The organism is Fusibacter sp., assembly GCF_057447755.1.
Window position 1 is genome coordinate 1 of record NZ_JBVBZF010000049.1, and the last position, 15868, is coordinate 15868.

The following is a 15868-nucleotide window of genomic DNA, read 5'->3' on the forward strand; positions in this document are numbered from 1 at the left end:
AACCATGATTGCAGAGCTTAAAGCAGTTGGCAAAACAAGCGGAAAAATTGGTATTGTCGGTGTAAACACTGCTACAAATTCAACCATGGACCGTGAAAACGGCTTCAAAAGTGTTTTAGAGGCAGCAGGCTATACTATGCTTACAACAGAGTACAAAGATGGTGATGCAGCAGCTTCTCAAGAGGCAGCATATGGCTTTATCGTTGGAAATGATGACCTTGTTGGCTTATATGGCACTAATGAAGGTTCAACGGTTGGTGTTGGAAACGCAATAAAAGCTTCTGGTAAGGGCCTGATCGGTATCGGATTTGATAAGTCAGACGCAATTCAAGGTCTTTTAAATGACGGCAGTCTTAAAGCGGCAATGGCTCAAAATCCATTTACCATGGGATACTTGGGCGTTGGACAAGCTTATGCTGCACTAAATGACTTAAGTACTGGACCAGCAGTTATTGATACTGGTGTTGCAGTCCTAAGAGGTAAGTAAATCCCCCTCACATAGATGGTGAAACGGATGAAGGCTATGGCCTTGGTCCTTTCGCTATTTTTTGAAAAATGTCTTTACGCCATTAAATATAAGAATAAAACAGCCATAATGATGAAATACCATTAAAGTAACATAATCTTTAAGGCAAAGAGAAAACCAAGATACTCGAAACTCCCAAACACCAAAAAAGTTTGGGAGTTTTTTACAATTTACTATTTACAAAATATGTAAATAAAGATATTATATTACCATATTATAGGAGGCTAAAATGTCAGAACTGATATGGATCTACAGTGTATCTTTAAAATTGAACCTTGTGAAGGTCATGCTTCAGGACTTTCCGCAAGCGCGTATAACAGATAATGAAATACAACTTGTAGAGGCATCAGATGAGCACGTTGTCATTGTAATTTCACAGATGAGTAAGGCTATTTTAGACCAGCTGAACAGGGACAACAGTTTTATATATATTGGTGTAAGAGGACGGGATGAAAGGCTAAAATCATTTGAAACATCCCAAGAGCTGAATCACCTTTTATACGAAAGAGAAAAAGCGAAACTGGAACAAATTCAGTTGGAATACATAAGGGGTCTTGGGCCCCTGAGTCAAGAAGAAAGCAAGTATTTGGAGTGCTTGATGGCAAATAAAGGCTTTCATCCTCAAGGCATTTTGCGATTAAAGCAAGCAGATAAAGAAAAACCAATTAAGTTCAAAAAAGTTAAGCAATATAAAGGCATTATTGCCATTTATAACAACCCTCTATTTGCCGCTTCATTGGCTAGGGCTTTTAAAATCAAGTCACTTTTGCTTATGGAGGGCAATTTGCTTAAACCCACTCTTGACGATGTGCTCAAGATCAGTAAAATAGAAACCCATGTAGAAAGCCACCTTACTGGCATAGACAATACAGGTCTTAATATTGCCTTGGATTCAATGCGCAAGCAAGCCAACCTTAAACAGGATTTGAGTTATATAGTAAAGCGGCATCAGCATTTTGATGTCTTGCTTGGCAATTACAATGCTCTTAACTATGAACATTACGATCCAGATCAACTTCGGCAGTTGCTGGATATGCTAGCCAGTCATTACGAATGTATCATCATCAGTCTAGGCGATAACCTATATGACTACTTAACCTTGATGAGTCTCAACAAAAGTAATATCAACATACTGTGCGTTGACGACAACAAAAGTGATGTCAGATGGGCCAAACAAATGATTGAACTTCTAAAATCCAAACAGTTCATAGAGCCAAACAAGCATCACGTCTATAAAATCAAGAAAAGCCTTAAACCCTCCTCTTACTCTGATGCGGTTATGAAGGCGCTTTTTAAAGACCTATACAAGGGCCACATAAATCTAAAAAAGAAATCATCTTTCAATAAAGCCATTAAGGAGATTATGAAATGAGTGTGGTAACCAGTTTAAACCGTGGTAATGCCGAGTTTAACCCCAATCAAGGGACCTTGCAATCTGAACTATTGACCATAAAACTGCTGGATGAAATCGTCTTAAAGTTCTCTAGTCTAATCGCAGATGTGGAAGATGGTAAAGTAGATGAGATGGTTCTAAAAAATGAAATTGGAAAGCTTGTGGATGAGCAAAAGGGCCATTTCAATTTAGAAGTCATAAAAAGAAGCATATTTAACACAATATATGGCTATGGTGATTTACAGGCTTATATTGACGATCCTGAAATTTCAGACATTGACGCTGCTACCTACGATTATTTCACGGTTAAGATCAGGGGAAAGGTCCGTCCCCTAGACTTTAAATTTGATTCTGAAAAAGCATTTGAAAGATTTTGCAAGCTTCTGATCATTCGAAATGGAGGCGTTATCAATGAGGTTGATAATCACAGTCGCGTAAGTGATGTAAAAAACAGATTGAGAATCAATGTTTGTATTAGCCCAAGAAATACTTCAGGAACGTCACTCACCATAAGAAAGCACGTAAAAGAAGGTTATTCGCTTGATCAATTACAAGATCTAGAAATGCTGGATATGGAATCGCGAAGGTGGATAGACACCATTATAAAAAATGGGTCAAGTGTTATCGTTTCAGGAAAGGGCGGGGCTGGTAAAACGACCTTGTTGAGGGCCCTCATCGAATCATCACCTCTAGAGGAACGTATTTTGATTTGTGAATCCGATGTGGAAATTGCACCCAATCGCAAGAATTGCATTTCTCAAAGCATTAAGAAAATGCACTTGGGAGGTAAGAGGATTACATTAAATGACTTGATACGTGATGGATTGACCATGAGCCTTGACAGTTATTGCATAGGTGAACTTACTGGCAATGAAGCTTGGGAGTTTATAAAAGCAGGCAATACGGACCATAGAATTTTGGGAACAATTCATGCCAACAGCTCCAGGGACACCATTTTTAGATTGCTGACTTTAATTGAGAGCGAAACGCGATTAAGTGAGGAAACCTTAAAGCAAATGATTTATGAAAGTGTTGAGTATATTGTCTATATTTCTCAGTTTAAGGTTAGAGAAATTGCAGTGCTTTCTGTAGTTGAAAATAAAATGACTTATAAGGTTATTTATTCCCACAAGGGCATTAAGGAGATTGCCGTATGAACCGTATGGGATTAGTTCTTTTATTCAGCATCAATTTGTTGTGGCTTGGAGGTATCTTGATGGAAATCTCAAATCGTAAAAGATTATGGCTCGATTTTAGACAGGGTGATACATTTCATTCCTATAAGCTCAAGGCATCTTATGTAAAAACACATTTAAGCATGTGCGTAAACTGCTTACCAAAACAGATTCAAAACGTTTATTTTGAATGTGCACTCTTATATGTTATATTGACAGATTTTGCTTTTTATTGGCTGAGATTACCGCTTATTTTTAAAGTTATCCTATTACTGATCAATACTGGATTGCCCTTTATTTTGCTTGAGATGGGTCTTGCTCATATTGAGAAATCGCTTGATGGTGAATTGCTGGGTTTCCTTCAGAGCTTAAATGCATCCTTGCATCAAACGGAAGACTTGATTAAGGCTTTAAAGTATTCTGAGAAAGCGGTTCAGAACAAATACTTAAAGGACCTCTTGTCAAATTTTAACGGTTCCATTTTTTCAGGTCTGGATGAAAGGATAGCCTTCCAGCATTTTCAAAGATTTGCAGGACATGATTATTTAAGGTATATCGTTTTAAATCTTGAACAGGTCTATTTTAGACGTGGAAACCTCGTCAAGCTGGTATCGGGTCTTGAACAGGAATACACTGCGATTCAAGTTGAAATGAACAAGCGCAAGATTGAACTTAGACAAGACAGAGCACTTACAATTGGCAGCATGCTCTTGGTGCTATTAACGGCCTACATGGTAGTTAAGGCCAATGATTACATCATGATTTATTATTTAATGACCTCTACTGGTAAGTCTTTACTTTGTTTACTAGGTGTAGCTTATGTGCTGGGCATATTCATCGTGATAAGAGCGGCACACATCAAATATTAGGGAGAGACGACTATGATTCAGGAGATTGAAACAATGCCCTATATAGGCATTATAAATTTCATCGGATGCATCATTTTGTATAAGCTAATGGCTGAAATCATGCAGGTGTCTCAAATAAATCATAAAAGGATACCCTATAAAAAACACCTTAAAGGCTTGTTGATCTTAATAGGTGTAGGGATGTCTTTAATCTTGCCTAACACGTGGTATTTTACGGTGAGTTTATTTGCTACCATAGCTGTGTTCAAAATATCCCAACAGCAAAGGGCCCAATTTATGACAACACAGAGCTTTTATAAGATCTATAAATACCTTCAAATACAGCTGGAAACCGGTGCAAGGCCTGAAGAAATTTTCAAAGCCTTGTATAGAGTGGTAGATTATCCACCTTTCAGAGCGACATTACTTCAATTTTCGGTGATTATCTCTCAGAGCCATGATGTTCATCAGGGGCTAAACTATTTGAAAAGTCGTTTGAAGGATCAAGAGGGAAAGCTCTTTATTAGCATCACTGAGAATTTAGCTTTTTCGGGTGGAGAACATGAGACTTTTTCAAGGTTAAATCATTTATTGTTTCAAAAGTACCTTTCAAATATCAGGGAGCGTACGAAAAAAATTAAACGTCTGTATTTATATTCTGTAATCCTGTTTACACTATTGGTATCTATAATGTTATTAATGCCACTTATCGATCAAATGCTAAAATCGGCGCAGATGATTTTTAACTGAATATGAGTAATTATTGAAGGAGGTTTTAAAATGAAAAATCAAAATTTAAGGAGAATTGCAAAGGAAAGCTTGGTAATAATCAAGCAAAGATGGATTTGGGATACTCGCGGTGAGTTTGGTATGAGCTCTATTATCGGCCTTGCAATAGGGCTAATCGTGGCGGCTTTTATTTTGATACCTGGCGTGAGAACCTTTGCGACCAGTGTTATTACAGATATGCAGAGTTGGTGGACCACAACGATTAGTAGTACCTTGTTCCCAAATTAATCATGGGTATAGATCAAGTGGTGGTATTTTGCCTGCTATTAATTATTGGCTTGTTTTTCTTTGTGTTTATTCTCGATTATATGATGCCGCTCTATCTCAAGTTCGAGTTTGACAGTTTGTGTCGAGATTATGCCTTGTTGATTGAAGCTCAGAATGGCTTAGACAATAATCAAAGGGATCACTTGGCGGAAACACTTGGAAATAGACGTATTAATGTGTTAAAGATAGAATGCTCAAAGCCGAATCATATAAAAAAGGGCGATTGGATACACTTTACAGTGGCTGCAGAGTATCAAAAAACTGTTTTTAAAGCCCTATTCGAAAGAGAGACAATCACGTATGGATTCAATTTTACGCAGGAAATCATATCAAATAAAGCATCAAATTAGAGGTTCTGCAAGTATAGGCTTAATGCTTTTTATGGTCACAATGATCGTCTTAGTGGTCTTACCCCTTCTCATGGGTCTTTTGGAATTTCAATTCTTAAATCTGGAAAAATCACAGGTTCGGGCAGCCACTGAAAATGCTGTTAATGATATCTATGAATCCGTTGATGAAAGGGCTTTTAGCAAAGTTATAACCATACCCGACTTGAGTGGGTTTGAGTCAAATCTAGTATCACATCTGGAAGACCTCAACTGTGAGATTGACCCAAGTGAAGTTACTGTTGATTTTGTCAACCAAGATATGATTATTGTGACTTTTTCATACGTGCATCGTTTTAAAAGTTTTGACTTTCAGAAACCAATGTCAGTCTTCCTGAAATACAGGATCCCAAGTGACCAGTGACAAAACCTCGAGTAATCAATAAAGGATAAATGGCAAGAGTACTTTTTTATGTTCAAAATTATATGCATAGAGAGGCCGCCCCTAAAAATGAATGGACTTCAAAAGTGATACTTGCAAGAGAAATAAAAAGAGACGGCTGAAAGAGTCGGCTGAAAGAGTAGGTTGAAAAAGTAGGTTGAAAGAGACTAGGAATACCAGGGAGTTTATATACCATGAAAAAATTGATTATCTTGATTTGTGTAGTCGCTCTAAGCATTATAATGACGTTTTATCAGATACACATTATTAAAAAGCAAACACTGCAGACCTTCAGAGATGTTGTCATTTTAAGTAAATCTGTCGAAGCTGGAAAGCGCTTGGAAGCGTCAGATCTCGAAATGGGTAAGATTAATACCTTATGGCATTCTAGTGATTACTATACGAGGATTGAGGATGTCGTTGGCATGAACATGTTGACAGACTTAAGTAAATACAGTATTTTATCAAAACAAATATTATCGGAAACAGTGGATGAACAAGAGGTTTCCAGTCCAGATCATGCCATGACGACTTTAAAGGTCTTACCAGAAGAAGCGCTCTGCTTCAGATTTGACAAGGGAGAAGAAGTCTTACTCTACCATATTGACCCCCTATATGTTGAAAAGGATTTGGGAGTGGTTATGATTAAGGCTATTTATGATAATAATCTTGAAGACACCGGTTTGCCAGTCTATTTGCTCATAGAAGCAAACCAAGAAGTCATAAGAGAAATTGTTCGATTAAGAGAATCTGGCAGATTTGAAATTATTAGAGGCAAATCCCAATAGGAAATATATTCATCAAATTTAAAATTTGATATAATGTATCAAAGTGGGTGAAAAAATATGGACTATAGCAGGTTATCCAGAGAGACTTTGATTCATGAAATCAAACAGTTGAACCATCAAATTGAAAAATTGAAAATCGAAAAAGTGGGTCAAGAAATCAATATTGGTGGCAAACTGGATGCCATTCAATCTCCAGTTATCATGATTAGCCTTGACTATAGTGTTACCTGGGCGAATGCATACAGTATCCTCCACTACAAAGATATTCTTGGACGAAAATGCTACCAAGTCTTTTATGATTTTGCAGACATTTGTCCAGGATGTCCAATGCAAGAGGTCTTGGACTTTAAAACTAAATTTGATACGGTTGTTTCGCCGGAGCTTGTTGGTGAAAGTGTTGAAAAGCAAGTATGGCGAAATCAACTTATACCAATCGTAACACAAGGAAAAGTCACAAGCATACTTGAGTTTCAAGACAACATCAAGGTTCGAGAGCAATATGATGAAAACTATAAGGAAATCATTCAAAACCTTAAGCATGAAAACAACGAGTTAAAGCGTAAGGTTAAAAAGACCAATGAGTTTATAGACCATTTTACACGTGAGATGCGAACACCACTTAGGTCTCTTAGGGGTTTTTTTGATCTGTTTGACCAGACTTTTTTATCTGAGCTCCAGAAAGAATATCTAAATGTTATTAAATACAATTCGGATTTACTATTTGAAATTTTGAGTCGAATGCTTTTATATACAAAATATGATGAGGGCAACATTAAGTTCATCAAAACTGAATTTCATTTTAAGAAAACCATTCAAGAAGTCATTCAGACCTATCGCATACTTTATGAAAATGAGAAAAATAATAAAATTAGACTGGAATATTCAGATTCAATCCCAGATATCCTCATAGGGGATCATGTGAAACTGAAATTGATGATTTCCTATCTGCTAGAGACTTCAAATTTTCTATGTAAAAACGATGAAATCATCGTCAGTGTTTCTGAAGTCACTGAAAATAGAGATAAAATTCACCTTAAAATCACCATAGCAGATACCAGTGAGGGAATTCCAAGCCGTTCAATTGATCTTAGTGATTACGATATAACTAATCGGTCGCATTTTGACACGATTGAGGAATACGCCATTGCGCTGGGACTGCATTTATCAAAAGAACTCATTCAAGCTGCGGGTGGTATGATTGAGATTTCCAGCATCAAGGATAAAGGGATCAACTCCACCCTCTTCTTATCCTTTGATAAAGTTGTCGTAAAATCTCAAATGCCTAAGACCGTTCAATTTAACGAGCGAAAGCGCATATTGATTGCAGACCATGAAAGGCCTCAAATTCCAATGGATTTCTTCGAAAAATACGACATCTATTTCGCCAAAACAGGTGAGCAGGCCATTGAACTTTTTTTCTCTATAAAACCCCACCTTGTGATTATTGATGTCATGATCGAGCAGTGTGATGGCTTCAGTGTTTTAGACGAAATCGAAAGAAGAAAAAGCGGAAGTTCTCCAATTATTGCAATTTCTAACAAGCTTATTGACAATGAGGCAGAGTTCATGAAAGACTACGGATTTGACGATTATTATACCAAACCTTTTACGGAAGCAATTTTTGAAAATATAATTGAAAATTATTTAAAAGAGACATCCCTATAAAATGTCTCTTTTTCTGTGTTATAATTTAAGTATTAAATTGGATGGTGAAGACGTATGAAATTTAAAATGATTGCAACTGCTGTTTTCGGAATGGAAGCAATAGTTGGTAAAGAGCTCGAACAATTAGGCTTTGAAAATATAAAGGTTGAAAACGGTAGAGTTTTATTTGATGCAGATGAACGTGGTATTGCTAGAGCAAACCTTTGGGTTAGAACAGCTGAAAGAATATTTATCAAAGTAGGAGAATTTAAAGCAACTACTTTTGAATCTCTGTTTGACCAAATTCATAAAATATCGTGGGAAAACTACATTCCTAAGAACGCAAAGTTTCCCGTTAATGCAAAATCAGTTAAATCAAAGCTTTTCAGCTTGTCAGATATTCAGAGCATTTGTAAAAAATCAATTGTAAAAAGGTTGAGCAAGGTATACCAAACCCAATGGTTTGATGAAACAGATGAAACGTATAGTATCCTTGTTGGCATATTAAACGATGTTGTTACAGTGAGCATTGATACTTCAGGGGCTGGTCTTCATAGAAGAGGCTATAGAGAAAAAGGGAATGAAGCACCAATGAAAGAAACCCTAGCAGCAGGACTTTTAAACATCGCAAGATGGCAAAACAAGATCCCTTTGATCGATCCATTTTGTGGTTCAGGGACAATCATCATAGAAGCTGCTATGATGGCAAAAAACATCGCTCCTGGTTTGAATAGAAAGTTTGAATCAGAGCAGTGGCGCTTAATTCCTGAGACAATTTGGAAAGAGGAGCGTAAAGCCTGTTATGAAGCCATCAATCACGATGTTGATGTCATCCTTCAGGGCTATGACCTAGATCCAAAGTCCATCAGAATTGCTATGGGAAATGCTGAGCTTGCAGGCGTAGATGATATTGTTCACTTTCAGGTAAGAGATGTTAGAGACTTTAGCACAAGCTATCAGTATGGCTATATCATTTGTAATCCGCCATATGGAGAGCGTTTAAATGAACAAGAAGAAGTTAAAAGACTTTATAAGCTCATGGGCAAGGTCTTTGAACCCTATAAAACATGGTCAAAATATATCATCACGTCTTATGAAAATTTTGAGCGAGAATTTGGTACAAAAGCGACTAAGAACAGAAAACTTTACAATGGTCGAATCAAGACCTATTTTTATCAATATTATGGTGAGAAACCACCAAGACCTAAAAAAGTGGTTGATACACCGGAAAATTCAAAGTAAGGATATTTATTGATCATGAAAAAATCTGGTTTAAAATCATTAATAGTCTTTGCGGTTTGCTTTGTCATTGTCTTAAAGTTTGATTTGGTTGTAGGTCAGGTTTCAAAGTGGGTCAAAGAGGACTTTAAAGTAGTGAATCAATTGGTTTACAATCAAAATGTTGATTTTGAAAATCGTGCGGAAGTTCAAAGTACAGATTCTAGATATGTCGTTTTAGATCAGGCCAAGCTCAAGTTGTTTGACAATGAAGGTCTTCCTATATGGGAAAAAGCGGTTTCCACACAAAATGTTTTGATGGCCAGCGGGAAGACCAGTATCGCACTTGTCGAAAAAAAATCAGGGGATGTCTTCATCGTCGATCTAAAAGGCCATATAAAGGCGTCTCATTTTGGTTTTGGCAGTATCAAAGCTTTAAAGTACTTTGATGAGAAATACGTTGGTCTATTGAAAACCGATGGCACGCTGACGATATTAGATGAAAAGCTCGAGGTCCTCAGTAGTACAGTTCTGCCAAAGGGTGAGATCATCGATTTTTCAATTAATATTAAGCGACAGGATATTGTGGCAGTCGTTTTGGATTTGAGCCGAAAGGATTTTAATACCAAGCTTGTTATAGCAACCTTCAACGGTGAAATCATCAGTGGCAGTAATCTCTTTTCGGAAATCGCCTATCAGCTATGGCTCTCAGATGATCAAATCAGTGTCATTACAGATTCCCAAATGATGGCTTATGACTACGATTGTAATTTAAAATACAGTGTACCTTTTGACCGTACGGTGAGAAAGGTCTTCTATGATTCTAATAAGGGGCTTTTTTACTTCAATGTCATCAACCAAGATGGTGCAATCGATAATCCCAAGGCCCAAAATGCCATTATCGTCATAAATGATCAGGGAGAGACGCTTTTTGAGTTTGATGCCATGATAGATGCCATTGACGGCATTAAAATGATGGGAAAACGCCTAATGGTCTTTAATCAAGAAAAAATAGTCTTTTTTAATGATGAAGGAAAGCCAGTGGATACCTATGAAGGTAAGGACGAGATCTTAGATGTCGTCATATTAGATGATACTCATTTTGGCGTCGCCTATATTAATCACATGGATTTGTATATTTTAAAATAAGATTTTAACGAAATTCTAATGGTATTGTGTTATTGTAGTAAAAACAATGCATTTAGGAGGCTGGAATGAACTGGACGGATTACCTGGTGTTGATTATCATTATAGGTAATATGCTGTATGGCTTTAATAAAGGCTTTATTACGACCTTTATTGGTTTGATAAAATGGTTTGCGAGTATTATCTTGGCAAAGATGTTTTATGTTGAATTCACGACATATGTCACGGAAAATTGGTATGACCCAAGTCCCGTTATTCTAGAGCATGTCAAGCAGTTTGTCACCAATATGCTCGACATCAAAACATCAACAGATGCCCCCATGTCTGCGGAACAAGTGCAACTAGGGATTGATAACCTCAAATTGCCTGACTTTTACAGCAAGGGATTGACGGCCTTTCAGGGCAATATAACCTTTACGGACTTCATAAATGATGTTTCAGCTCAAGTGACCCATATGATTGTCTATGTCTTGGGATTCTTGACCTTGCTAATTATCATTATGTCTTTACTCGGCGTGATTGAGAGCTTGGCCAATCATTTGGCAAGACTTCCGGTTTTGAAGGAGTTCAATAAAAGTGGTGGCTTGATATTAGGGGCTGTTCTGGGTTTGATCAGCGTTTACTTTTTTATGATCATCCTCAATGTCTTCGTCCCGTTCGAATGGAGTCAGAGTATTGTTCTGGCTATTGAAAGTTCAAGGTTTGCAGTTTATTTTTACAAGTACAATATACTACAGTATTTTTTTGTGAGCTTCTTAAGTAATTTATATAAGAGTTTCTTGATGATTTAGGAGGATAATATGGAAGTGAAAATTGATGCAAGAGGATTAGCGTGTCCAAAACCCGTTATTGAAACGAAAAAGGCATTAGAAGGCCTTAAGGAAGGCAACATTATTACGGTGGTGGATAATGCCATCGCAAGAGATAATGTATCCAAACTCGCAAAGAGTTTGATGCTTGACTATACAATTACTGAAGTGGATGGCAACTATCAAATTTCCATATTTAAGGGAGAGTATTCTAATCAAGCTGAAGACATGGTTCAAAAAAGACCTGATCTTGCAAATACTGTAATTCTTGTGGGCAGTGATGTCATGGGAACGGGTGATGATGTATTGGGAGCCGTACTTATAAAAGGTTATTTTTACACGCTCACAGAGTATGAGCCCTTTCCAAAGGCAATTTTATTTGTGAATTCAGGTGTTAGGCTCACTGTTGAGGGGTCTCCAGTTATAGAATACTTAAAGAAACTTATGGAAATGGGAACAGAAATTTTAAGCTGCGGCACTTGTCTTGATTACTATCACTTGAAGGATCAACTGGCAGTTGGTGGTATTACAAACATGTACACGATTGTAGAGACCATGCAAGAAGCAAATAACACAATAAGAATATAAAAAGGGAATAAAAATGAGCACAGAATGTATGTTAATTGTATTTGAATCCACCCATAAGGCCATCCGTACGGAAAGGTTATTGCTGGATCAAATTAAAATCGATATGATCCCCACACCAAGAGAGATAACAGCAAGCTGTGGTCTAACGATACAGTTCGAGATTGCCGACGTGACACAGGCGAAAGCACTGCTTTCAAATGAAGAAAAGACGGGGATGTCATTATATCGATATGAAAAGGACAAGACCGTTAAAGTTACACAAATATCATGGGAGGAATAAGATGCCTTTAAAATTAGAATCCGGAGATGAAATTGTCACAAAAAAAGCTCACCCATGTGGTAGTAATCGGTTCATCATTACGAGAGTTGGGATGGACTTTAGAATCAAATGCGCAAAATGCGAAAAAGAAATTTGGATTCCAAGAATTAAGCTAGAAAAGAGAATTAAAGAGATCTATCGCAGTGGTGTCAAGGTAGAAAAAGAGAATATATAATTGATTTATATAAAAGAGTTGACAGAGGGGATTCTAAGTGATAAAATACCTCTGTTGTAGTTGCGACCATTTGGTCGTTACTTCTCTGCTCTGTTAGAAGAGCCATTATGTCCATAGGGAGGTGTAAAGAAAGATGAGAAAATACGAAACGCTTTTTATTTTAAAGCCGTCAATTGAAGAAGAGAAAAAAGTTGAACTTTTAGAAAAATTCAAAGGCATTATTGCTGCTGATGGTGAAGTAGAAAAAGTCGAAGAGTGGGGTAACAGAAAGTTAGCTTACGAAATCGAAAAGGTAAGAGAAGGATATTATGTACTTGTTAACTTCAAGGCGAATCCTGAGCTTCCAAAAGAGCTTGAAAGAAACTTCAAAATTGCTGACGAAGTTATTAGATACATCATCGTTAATTTAGAAGATAAATAATCTATCAAGAAAGACGGGGGCTCATTAATGAATAGTGTTATATTAATTGGACGTTTGGCGAGAGACCCAGAACTTAGATTCGTACCTGGAAGTGGCATGGCAGTTGCTAATTTTACATTAGCAGTTGATAAAGGCCTTACCAGAGAAAAAAAGCAGGAATTTGAAAGCCAAGGCAAACCAACAGCTGATTTTATTAGAGTCGTTGTTTGGGGAAAACAAGCTGAAAACTGCTCACAATATTTAGCAAAAGGCAAACTCGTTGCAATTCAAGGTTCTATCCAAACAGGTTCTTACAAATCACCTGCAGGAGAGACTCGATATACAACTGAGGTGTTGGCAAATAGAGTTGAATTCCTCGAGTGGGGAGAGAAAACTCAGTCATCTGGAAGAAGTGACGATTTCAGTTTCGGTAATACGAACTTTGACGATTACCAAGCAATCGAAGACGACGATGACGTTCCATTCTAATTAGAAGGAGGGAAAAAACCATGATCAAAAGACGTAGAAAAAGAAAAGGTTGTTCTTTTTGTCAAGATAAAATCGAATCAATCGATTACAAAGATACAAAGAAATTACAAAAGTACTTAACTGAAAGAGGCAAAATTTTACCAAGAAGAGTTTCTGGTAACTGTGCTAAACATCAAAGAATGGTTACTAGTGCTGTTAAAAGATCTAGAATCATTGCTTTATTACCTTTCGTAAGTGAGTAATAAGATTAAAACACCGCTGTTGCGGTGTTTTTTGATTTTTTGTAACAATTACGGACGATTCACCATAAATGTAGTATAATCATATATGAGAAAGTAGAATGGGGGGACTCCATAGTTGAAAAGCACACGACAAATTACAGAAGCGGGCCTATTTGCGGGAATTTTAGTCATATTTATCGTAGGCTCTTTTTATATACCTGTTATCGGAACAGCACTTTATTTTTTAGCACCATTACCCATGATTATATTGAGTATCAGGAATACCCCAGTTAATGTCGTTGTAGCGGCTATAGTAGGCTCCTTATTATCGAGTCTTTTGGTCTCTTTTATGGTTGGACTAAGTATGGGCGCTTTGGCACTTTGCATCGGCCTTCCAATGGGACTTGCAATAAAACGATTTGAATCACCGCTTAAAGCCATGGCAATAGGCGCACTTGGTGCACTTGTGGCTTTGATATTGTCACTTGGTATGATGAATTTTATAATGGGTATTTCTTTGGATCAAACCATTGATGAGATGTTTTCATTTTCAAAGGATTTTCAAACAGAGATGGATCAAACAATTGAATCCTATTCCGCATCACTCTCAGCTGAACAACAGGCTCAAATTAAAACGGCACTGGGTGATTCAGCCAAGTCTATGGACAATATGATGGAAATGGTAAAACTACTTATACCGGCGAGTTTATTCATGATGTCAGCCATGTTTGCAGCCATCAATTATCTCTTTTCAATTCCTGTATTGAAGCGATTAAAAATAGCCCATCGACCACTGGGATCGTTTAAAAATTTTAGTTATCCCCTCCACATGGCATATGGTAGTGCCGGTATGCTTTTAGGTGCATATGTATTTGGAAAGATGGGTGTCGTCGATATGACCACGGCAATGCTCAACTTTATCTATCTTTTTGTAATGGTTTTTTATATCCAAGGCTTGGCGGTGGGATACTTCTTTTTAAGGCGTTCTATGGCCAAAGGCATTTCGATCACGATTTTGGTGGCGGTATCACTTTTGGGTCTTATCAATTATATTGCACTGATCGGTTTTATGGACGTTATACTAGATGTGAGAAGATTACAACCTAAAAAGAGGTGAGAAACATGGGAAATTCGAAGCTCAGCAATCCATTTAAGGAACCACTAAATTTTTATTTGATTGTAATTGGCCTTTTTGTCGCAATAATTGCCTATTATAATAAATTTTTAGGCGTTATTGGCATTGTCGTACTGCTTGGGCTCTTGTTTTACAATTGGTACTCAGACAAGGCAAAGAGTAAAAAATGGCGTAAGTACATTGAAAATCTCTCTTCGAGTATAGATAGTGCAGCAAGATATGCCGTGTTTAATTTACCGGTGCCTTTAGTCGTCATCGATCTTGAGGGCAAAATCAATTGGTACAACTCTAAATTTACCGATATGATTGCAGAGAAGAGCGTCATCGGAAAGAGTATTGATAAGCTGATCAACACCCTTGCTTTTGAGCAGATTAAAAACGGTGAGATGATCGAAGACATCAAGGTCGGTGATCGTTTTTACAATGTTTTTGCCAACATGGTGGCACTTGATGATGACAATCCACAGAATATGATTTTTATGCTCTATTGGTTTGACACCACTGAACTCACGAATTTAACAGCGCGATATGACGATGAAAAACCTGTCATGGCACTTATATACATCGATAACTATGAAGATGTTATGAATGAGACGAAGGAAGAAAAAATTCCTTTTGTCACTTCGGAAATTGAAAAGAAAATCAACCTTTGGGCAACGCGAATGAATGGTATGATCAAGCGTTACCAAAAGGACAAATACATCGTAATTTTTGAAGCCAAATACCTTGAAAATATAGAGGCAAAGCGATTTACCATTTTAGATGATGTCAGAGAGATTGATGCAGGTAACAAGATTCCTGTAACTTTGAGTATCGGAATCGGTGTCAATGGCAAAAATCCAAGTGCACTTGAGGAAGATGCATATGCATGTCTAGAACTCGCTCTTGGTCGTGGTGGTGATCAAGCGGTTGTTCGCAAAAAGAACACCTTTGAGTTCTACGGCGGTAAGACCAAAGCCGTTGAAAAGCGAAATCGTGTAAAAGCAAGGGTTATCGCACACGGTTTTAAAGCCATAATTGAGGAAAGCTCAAGAGTGATTATCATGGGTCATAGATCTCCTGATATGGACTCTTTCGGTGCTGCTGTAGGTGTTTATAGAAGTGTCCTTAATATGGGAAAGGAATCCTATATTGTTTTAAATGAAGTAACAGATGCCATTGTCAATGTTC

Annotated in this window: 21 protein-coding genes; all 21 read left to right on the plus strand. The window is 37.3% G+C overall.

Translation table 11 applies throughout. From position 1 onward, the window contains the following. Nucleotides 1-487: substrate-binding domain-containing protein (locus tag AC220I_RS08770; protein ID WP_486723444.1), on the plus strand; the 487-nt coding region annotated here is incomplete at its 5' end. Nucleotides 488-755: 268 nt separating this feature from the next. After that, nucleotides 756-1898, plus strand: coding sequence for a CpaE/TadZ family protein (locus tag AC220I_RS08775; protein WP_486723445.1), 1143 nt, complete (start codon nucleotides 756-758; stop codon nucleotides 1896-1898). Further along, nucleotides 1895-3076, plus strand: a complete 1182-nt coding sequence (locus AC220I_RS08780; protein ID WP_486723446.1) for an ATPase, T2SS/T4P/T4SS family — start codon at nucleotides 1895-1897, stop codon at nucleotides 3074-3076. The genes AC220I_RS08775 and AC220I_RS08780 overlap by 4 nt, the downstream gene beginning before the upstream one ends. Next, the gene (locus AC220I_RS08785; RefSeq protein WP_486723447.1) at nucleotides 3073-3963 is read left to right on the plus strand and encodes a hypothetical protein; all 891 of its coding nucleotides are present in this window, start codon (nucleotides 3073-3075) and stop codon (nucleotides 3961-3963) included. The genes AC220I_RS08780 and AC220I_RS08785 overlap by 4 nt, the downstream gene beginning before the upstream one ends. A gap of 12 nt (nucleotides 3964-3975) precedes the next feature. Further along, nucleotides 3976-4692 (plus strand): hypothetical protein, encoded by a 717-nt coding sequence (locus AC220I_RS08790; RefSeq protein ID WP_486723448.1) that lies wholly within the window; start codon nucleotides 3976-3978, stop codon nucleotides 4690-4692. A 30-nt stretch (nucleotides 4693-4722) separates the two neighbouring features. Beyond that, nucleotides 4723-4959 (plus strand): hypothetical protein, encoded by a 237-nt coding sequence (locus AC220I_RS08795; RefSeq protein WP_486723449.1) that lies wholly within the window; start codon nucleotides 4723-4725, stop codon nucleotides 4957-4959. A 2-nt stretch (nucleotides 4960-4961) separates the two neighbouring features. After that, nucleotides 4962-5348: a hypothetical protein gene (locus tag AC220I_RS08800; protein ID WP_486723450.1), complete on the plus strand. Its 387-nt coding sequence runs from the start codon at nucleotides 4962-4964 to the stop codon at nucleotides 5346-5348. Further along, on the plus strand, nucleotides 5299-5748 hold the full coding sequence (locus AC220I_RS08805) for a hypothetical protein (protein WP_486723451.1): 450 nt from the start codon (nucleotides 5299-5301) through the stop codon (nucleotides 5746-5748). The genes AC220I_RS08800 and AC220I_RS08805 overlap by 50 nt, the downstream gene beginning before the upstream one ends. A gap of 212 nt (nucleotides 5749-5960) precedes the next feature. Next, nucleotides 5961-6554, plus strand: a complete 594-nt coding sequence (locus AC220I_RS08810; RefSeq protein ID WP_486723452.1) for an SAF domain-containing protein — start codon at nucleotides 5961-5963, stop codon at nucleotides 6552-6554. 57 nt (nucleotides 6555-6611) lie between these two features. Next, a complete protein-coding gene (locus AC220I_RS08815; RefSeq protein WP_486723453.1) occupies nucleotides 6612-8219 on the plus strand; it encodes a hybrid sensor histidine kinase/response regulator in 1608 nt (535 codons plus the stop codon). Between the two features lie 54 nt (nucleotides 8220-8273). After that, on the plus strand, nucleotides 8274-9440 hold the full coding sequence (locus tag AC220I_RS08820; protein WP_486723454.1) for a THUMP domain-containing class I SAM-dependent RNA methyltransferase: 1167 nt from the start codon (nucleotides 8274-8276) through the stop codon (nucleotides 9438-9440). 15 nt (nucleotides 9441-9455) lie between these two features. Continuing rightward, nucleotides 9456-10565, plus strand: a complete 1110-nt coding sequence (locus tag AC220I_RS08825; protein WP_486723455.1) for a DUF5711 family protein — start codon at nucleotides 9456-9458, stop codon at nucleotides 10563-10565. 65 nt (nucleotides 10566-10630) lie between these two features. Next, the gene (locus AC220I_RS08830; protein WP_486723456.1) at nucleotides 10631-11353 is read left to right on the plus strand and encodes a CvpA family protein; all 723 of its coding nucleotides are present in this window, start codon (nucleotides 10631-10633) and stop codon (nucleotides 11351-11353) included. Between the two features lie 9 nt (nucleotides 11354-11362). Further along, entirely contained in the window at nucleotides 11363-11959 is a 597-nt protein-coding gene (gene yedF, locus AC220I_RS08835; protein ID WP_486723457.1) for a sulfurtransferase-like selenium metabolism protein YedF, read from the plus strand. Between the two features lie 13 nt (nucleotides 11960-11972). Then, entirely contained in the window at nucleotides 11973-12239 is a 267-nt protein-coding gene (locus AC220I_RS08840) for a putative Se/S carrier protein (protein ID WP_486723458.1), read from the plus strand. Between the two features lies 1 nt (nucleotide 12240). Beyond that, nucleotides 12241-12453, plus strand: a complete 213-nt coding sequence (locus AC220I_RS08845) for a DUF951 domain-containing protein (protein WP_486723459.1) — start codon at nucleotides 12241-12243, stop codon at nucleotides 12451-12453. 133 nt (nucleotides 12454-12586) lie between these two features. Further along, complete coding sequence (rpsF, locus tag AC220I_RS08850) at nucleotides 12587-12874, plus strand: 30S ribosomal protein S6 (RefSeq protein ID WP_486723460.1); 288 nt, start codon at nucleotides 12587-12589, stop codon at nucleotides 12872-12874. 27 nt (nucleotides 12875-12901) lie between these two features. Next, the gene (locus tag AC220I_RS08855; RefSeq protein WP_486723461.1) at nucleotides 12902-13342 is read left to right on the plus strand and encodes a single-stranded DNA-binding protein; all 441 of its coding nucleotides are present in this window, start codon (nucleotides 12902-12904) and stop codon (nucleotides 13340-13342) included. A 20-nt stretch (nucleotides 13343-13362) separates the two neighbouring features. Next, nucleotides 13363-13584: a 30S ribosomal protein S18 gene (gene rpsR / locus AC220I_RS08860; RefSeq protein WP_069874238.1), complete on the plus strand. Its 222-nt coding sequence runs from the start codon at nucleotides 13363-13365 to the stop codon at nucleotides 13582-13584. Nucleotides 13585-13699: 115 nt separating this feature from the next. Next, a complete protein-coding gene (locus tag AC220I_RS08865; RefSeq protein WP_486723462.1) occupies nucleotides 13700-14680 on the plus strand; it encodes a DUF2232 domain-containing protein in 981 nt (326 codons plus the stop codon). A gap of 5 nt (nucleotides 14681-14685) precedes the next feature. Continuing rightward, nucleotides 14686-15868, plus strand: a 1183-nt coding sequence (locus AC220I_RS08870) for a GGDEF domain-containing protein (protein ID WP_486723463.1), incomplete at its 3' end; no start/stop codon positions are given.

What these genes read in the sequence shown, in the direction of transcription:
- rpsR (WP_069874238.1), top strand. Translation starts at nt 13,363, where the DNA reads ATGATCAAAAGACGTAGAAAAAGAAAAGGTTGTTCTTTTTGTCAAGAT.
- AC220I_RS08795 (WP_486723449.1), top strand. Translation starts at nt 4,723, where the DNA reads ATGAAAAATCAAAATTTAAGGAGAATTGCAAAGGAAAGCTTGGTAATA.
- AC220I_RS08800 (WP_486723450.1), top strand. Translation starts at nt 4,962, where the DNA reads ATGGGTATAGATCAAGTGGTGGTATTTTGCCTGCTATTAATTATTGGC.
- AC220I_RS08830 (WP_486723456.1), top strand. Translation starts at nt 10,631, where the DNA reads ATGAACTGGACGGATTACCTGGTGTTGATTATCATTATAGGTAATATG.
- AC220I_RS08845 (WP_486723459.1), top strand. Translation starts at nt 12,241, where the DNA reads ATGCCTTTAAAATTAGAATCCGGAGATGAAATTGTCACAAAAAAAGCT.
- AC220I_RS08840 (WP_486723458.1), top strand. Translation starts at nt 11,973, where the DNA reads ATGAGCACAGAATGTATGTTAATTGTATTTGAATCCACCCATAAGGCC.
- AC220I_RS08790 (WP_486723448.1), top strand. Translation starts at nt 3,976, where the DNA reads ATGATTCAGGAGATTGAAACAATGCCCTATATAGGCATTATAAATTTC.
- AC220I_RS08810 (WP_486723452.1), top strand. Translation starts at nt 5,961, where the DNA reads ATGAAAAAATTGATTATCTTGATTTGTGTAGTCGCTCTAAGCATTATA.
- AC220I_RS08855 (WP_486723461.1), top strand. Translation starts at nt 12,902, where the DNA reads ATGAATAGTGTTATATTAATTGGACGTTTGGCGAGAGACCCAGAACTT.
- AC220I_RS08780 (WP_486723446.1), top strand. Translation starts at nt 1,895, where the DNA reads ATGAGTGTGGTAACCAGTTTAAACCGTGGTAATGCCGAGTTTAACCCC.
- rpsF (WP_486723460.1), top strand. Translation starts at nt 12,587, where the DNA reads ATGAGAAAATACGAAACGCTTTTTATTTTAAAGCCGTCAATTGAAGAA.
- AC220I_RS08805 (WP_486723451.1), top strand. Translation starts at nt 5,299, where the DNA reads ATGGATTCAATTTTACGCAGGAAATCATATCAAATAAAGCATCAAATT.
- AC220I_RS08825 (WP_486723455.1), top strand. Translation starts at nt 9,456, where the DNA reads ATGAAAAAATCTGGTTTAAAATCATTAATAGTCTTTGCGGTTTGCTTT.
- AC220I_RS08820 (WP_486723454.1), top strand. Translation starts at nt 8,274, where the DNA reads ATGAAATTTAAAATGATTGCAACTGCTGTTTTCGGAATGGAAGCAATA.
- AC220I_RS08785 (WP_486723447.1), top strand. Translation starts at nt 3,073, where the DNA reads ATGAACCGTATGGGATTAGTTCTTTTATTCAGCATCAATTTGTTGTGG.
- AC220I_RS08775 (WP_486723445.1), top strand. Translation starts at nt 756, where the DNA reads ATGTCAGAACTGATATGGATCTACAGTGTATCTTTAAAATTGAACCTT.
- yedF (WP_486723457.1), top strand. Translation starts at nt 11,363, where the DNA reads ATGGAAGTGAAAATTGATGCAAGAGGATTAGCGTGTCCAAAACCCGTT.
- AC220I_RS08815 (WP_486723453.1), top strand. Translation starts at nt 6,612, where the DNA reads ATGGACTATAGCAGGTTATCCAGAGAGACTTTGATTCATGAAATCAAA.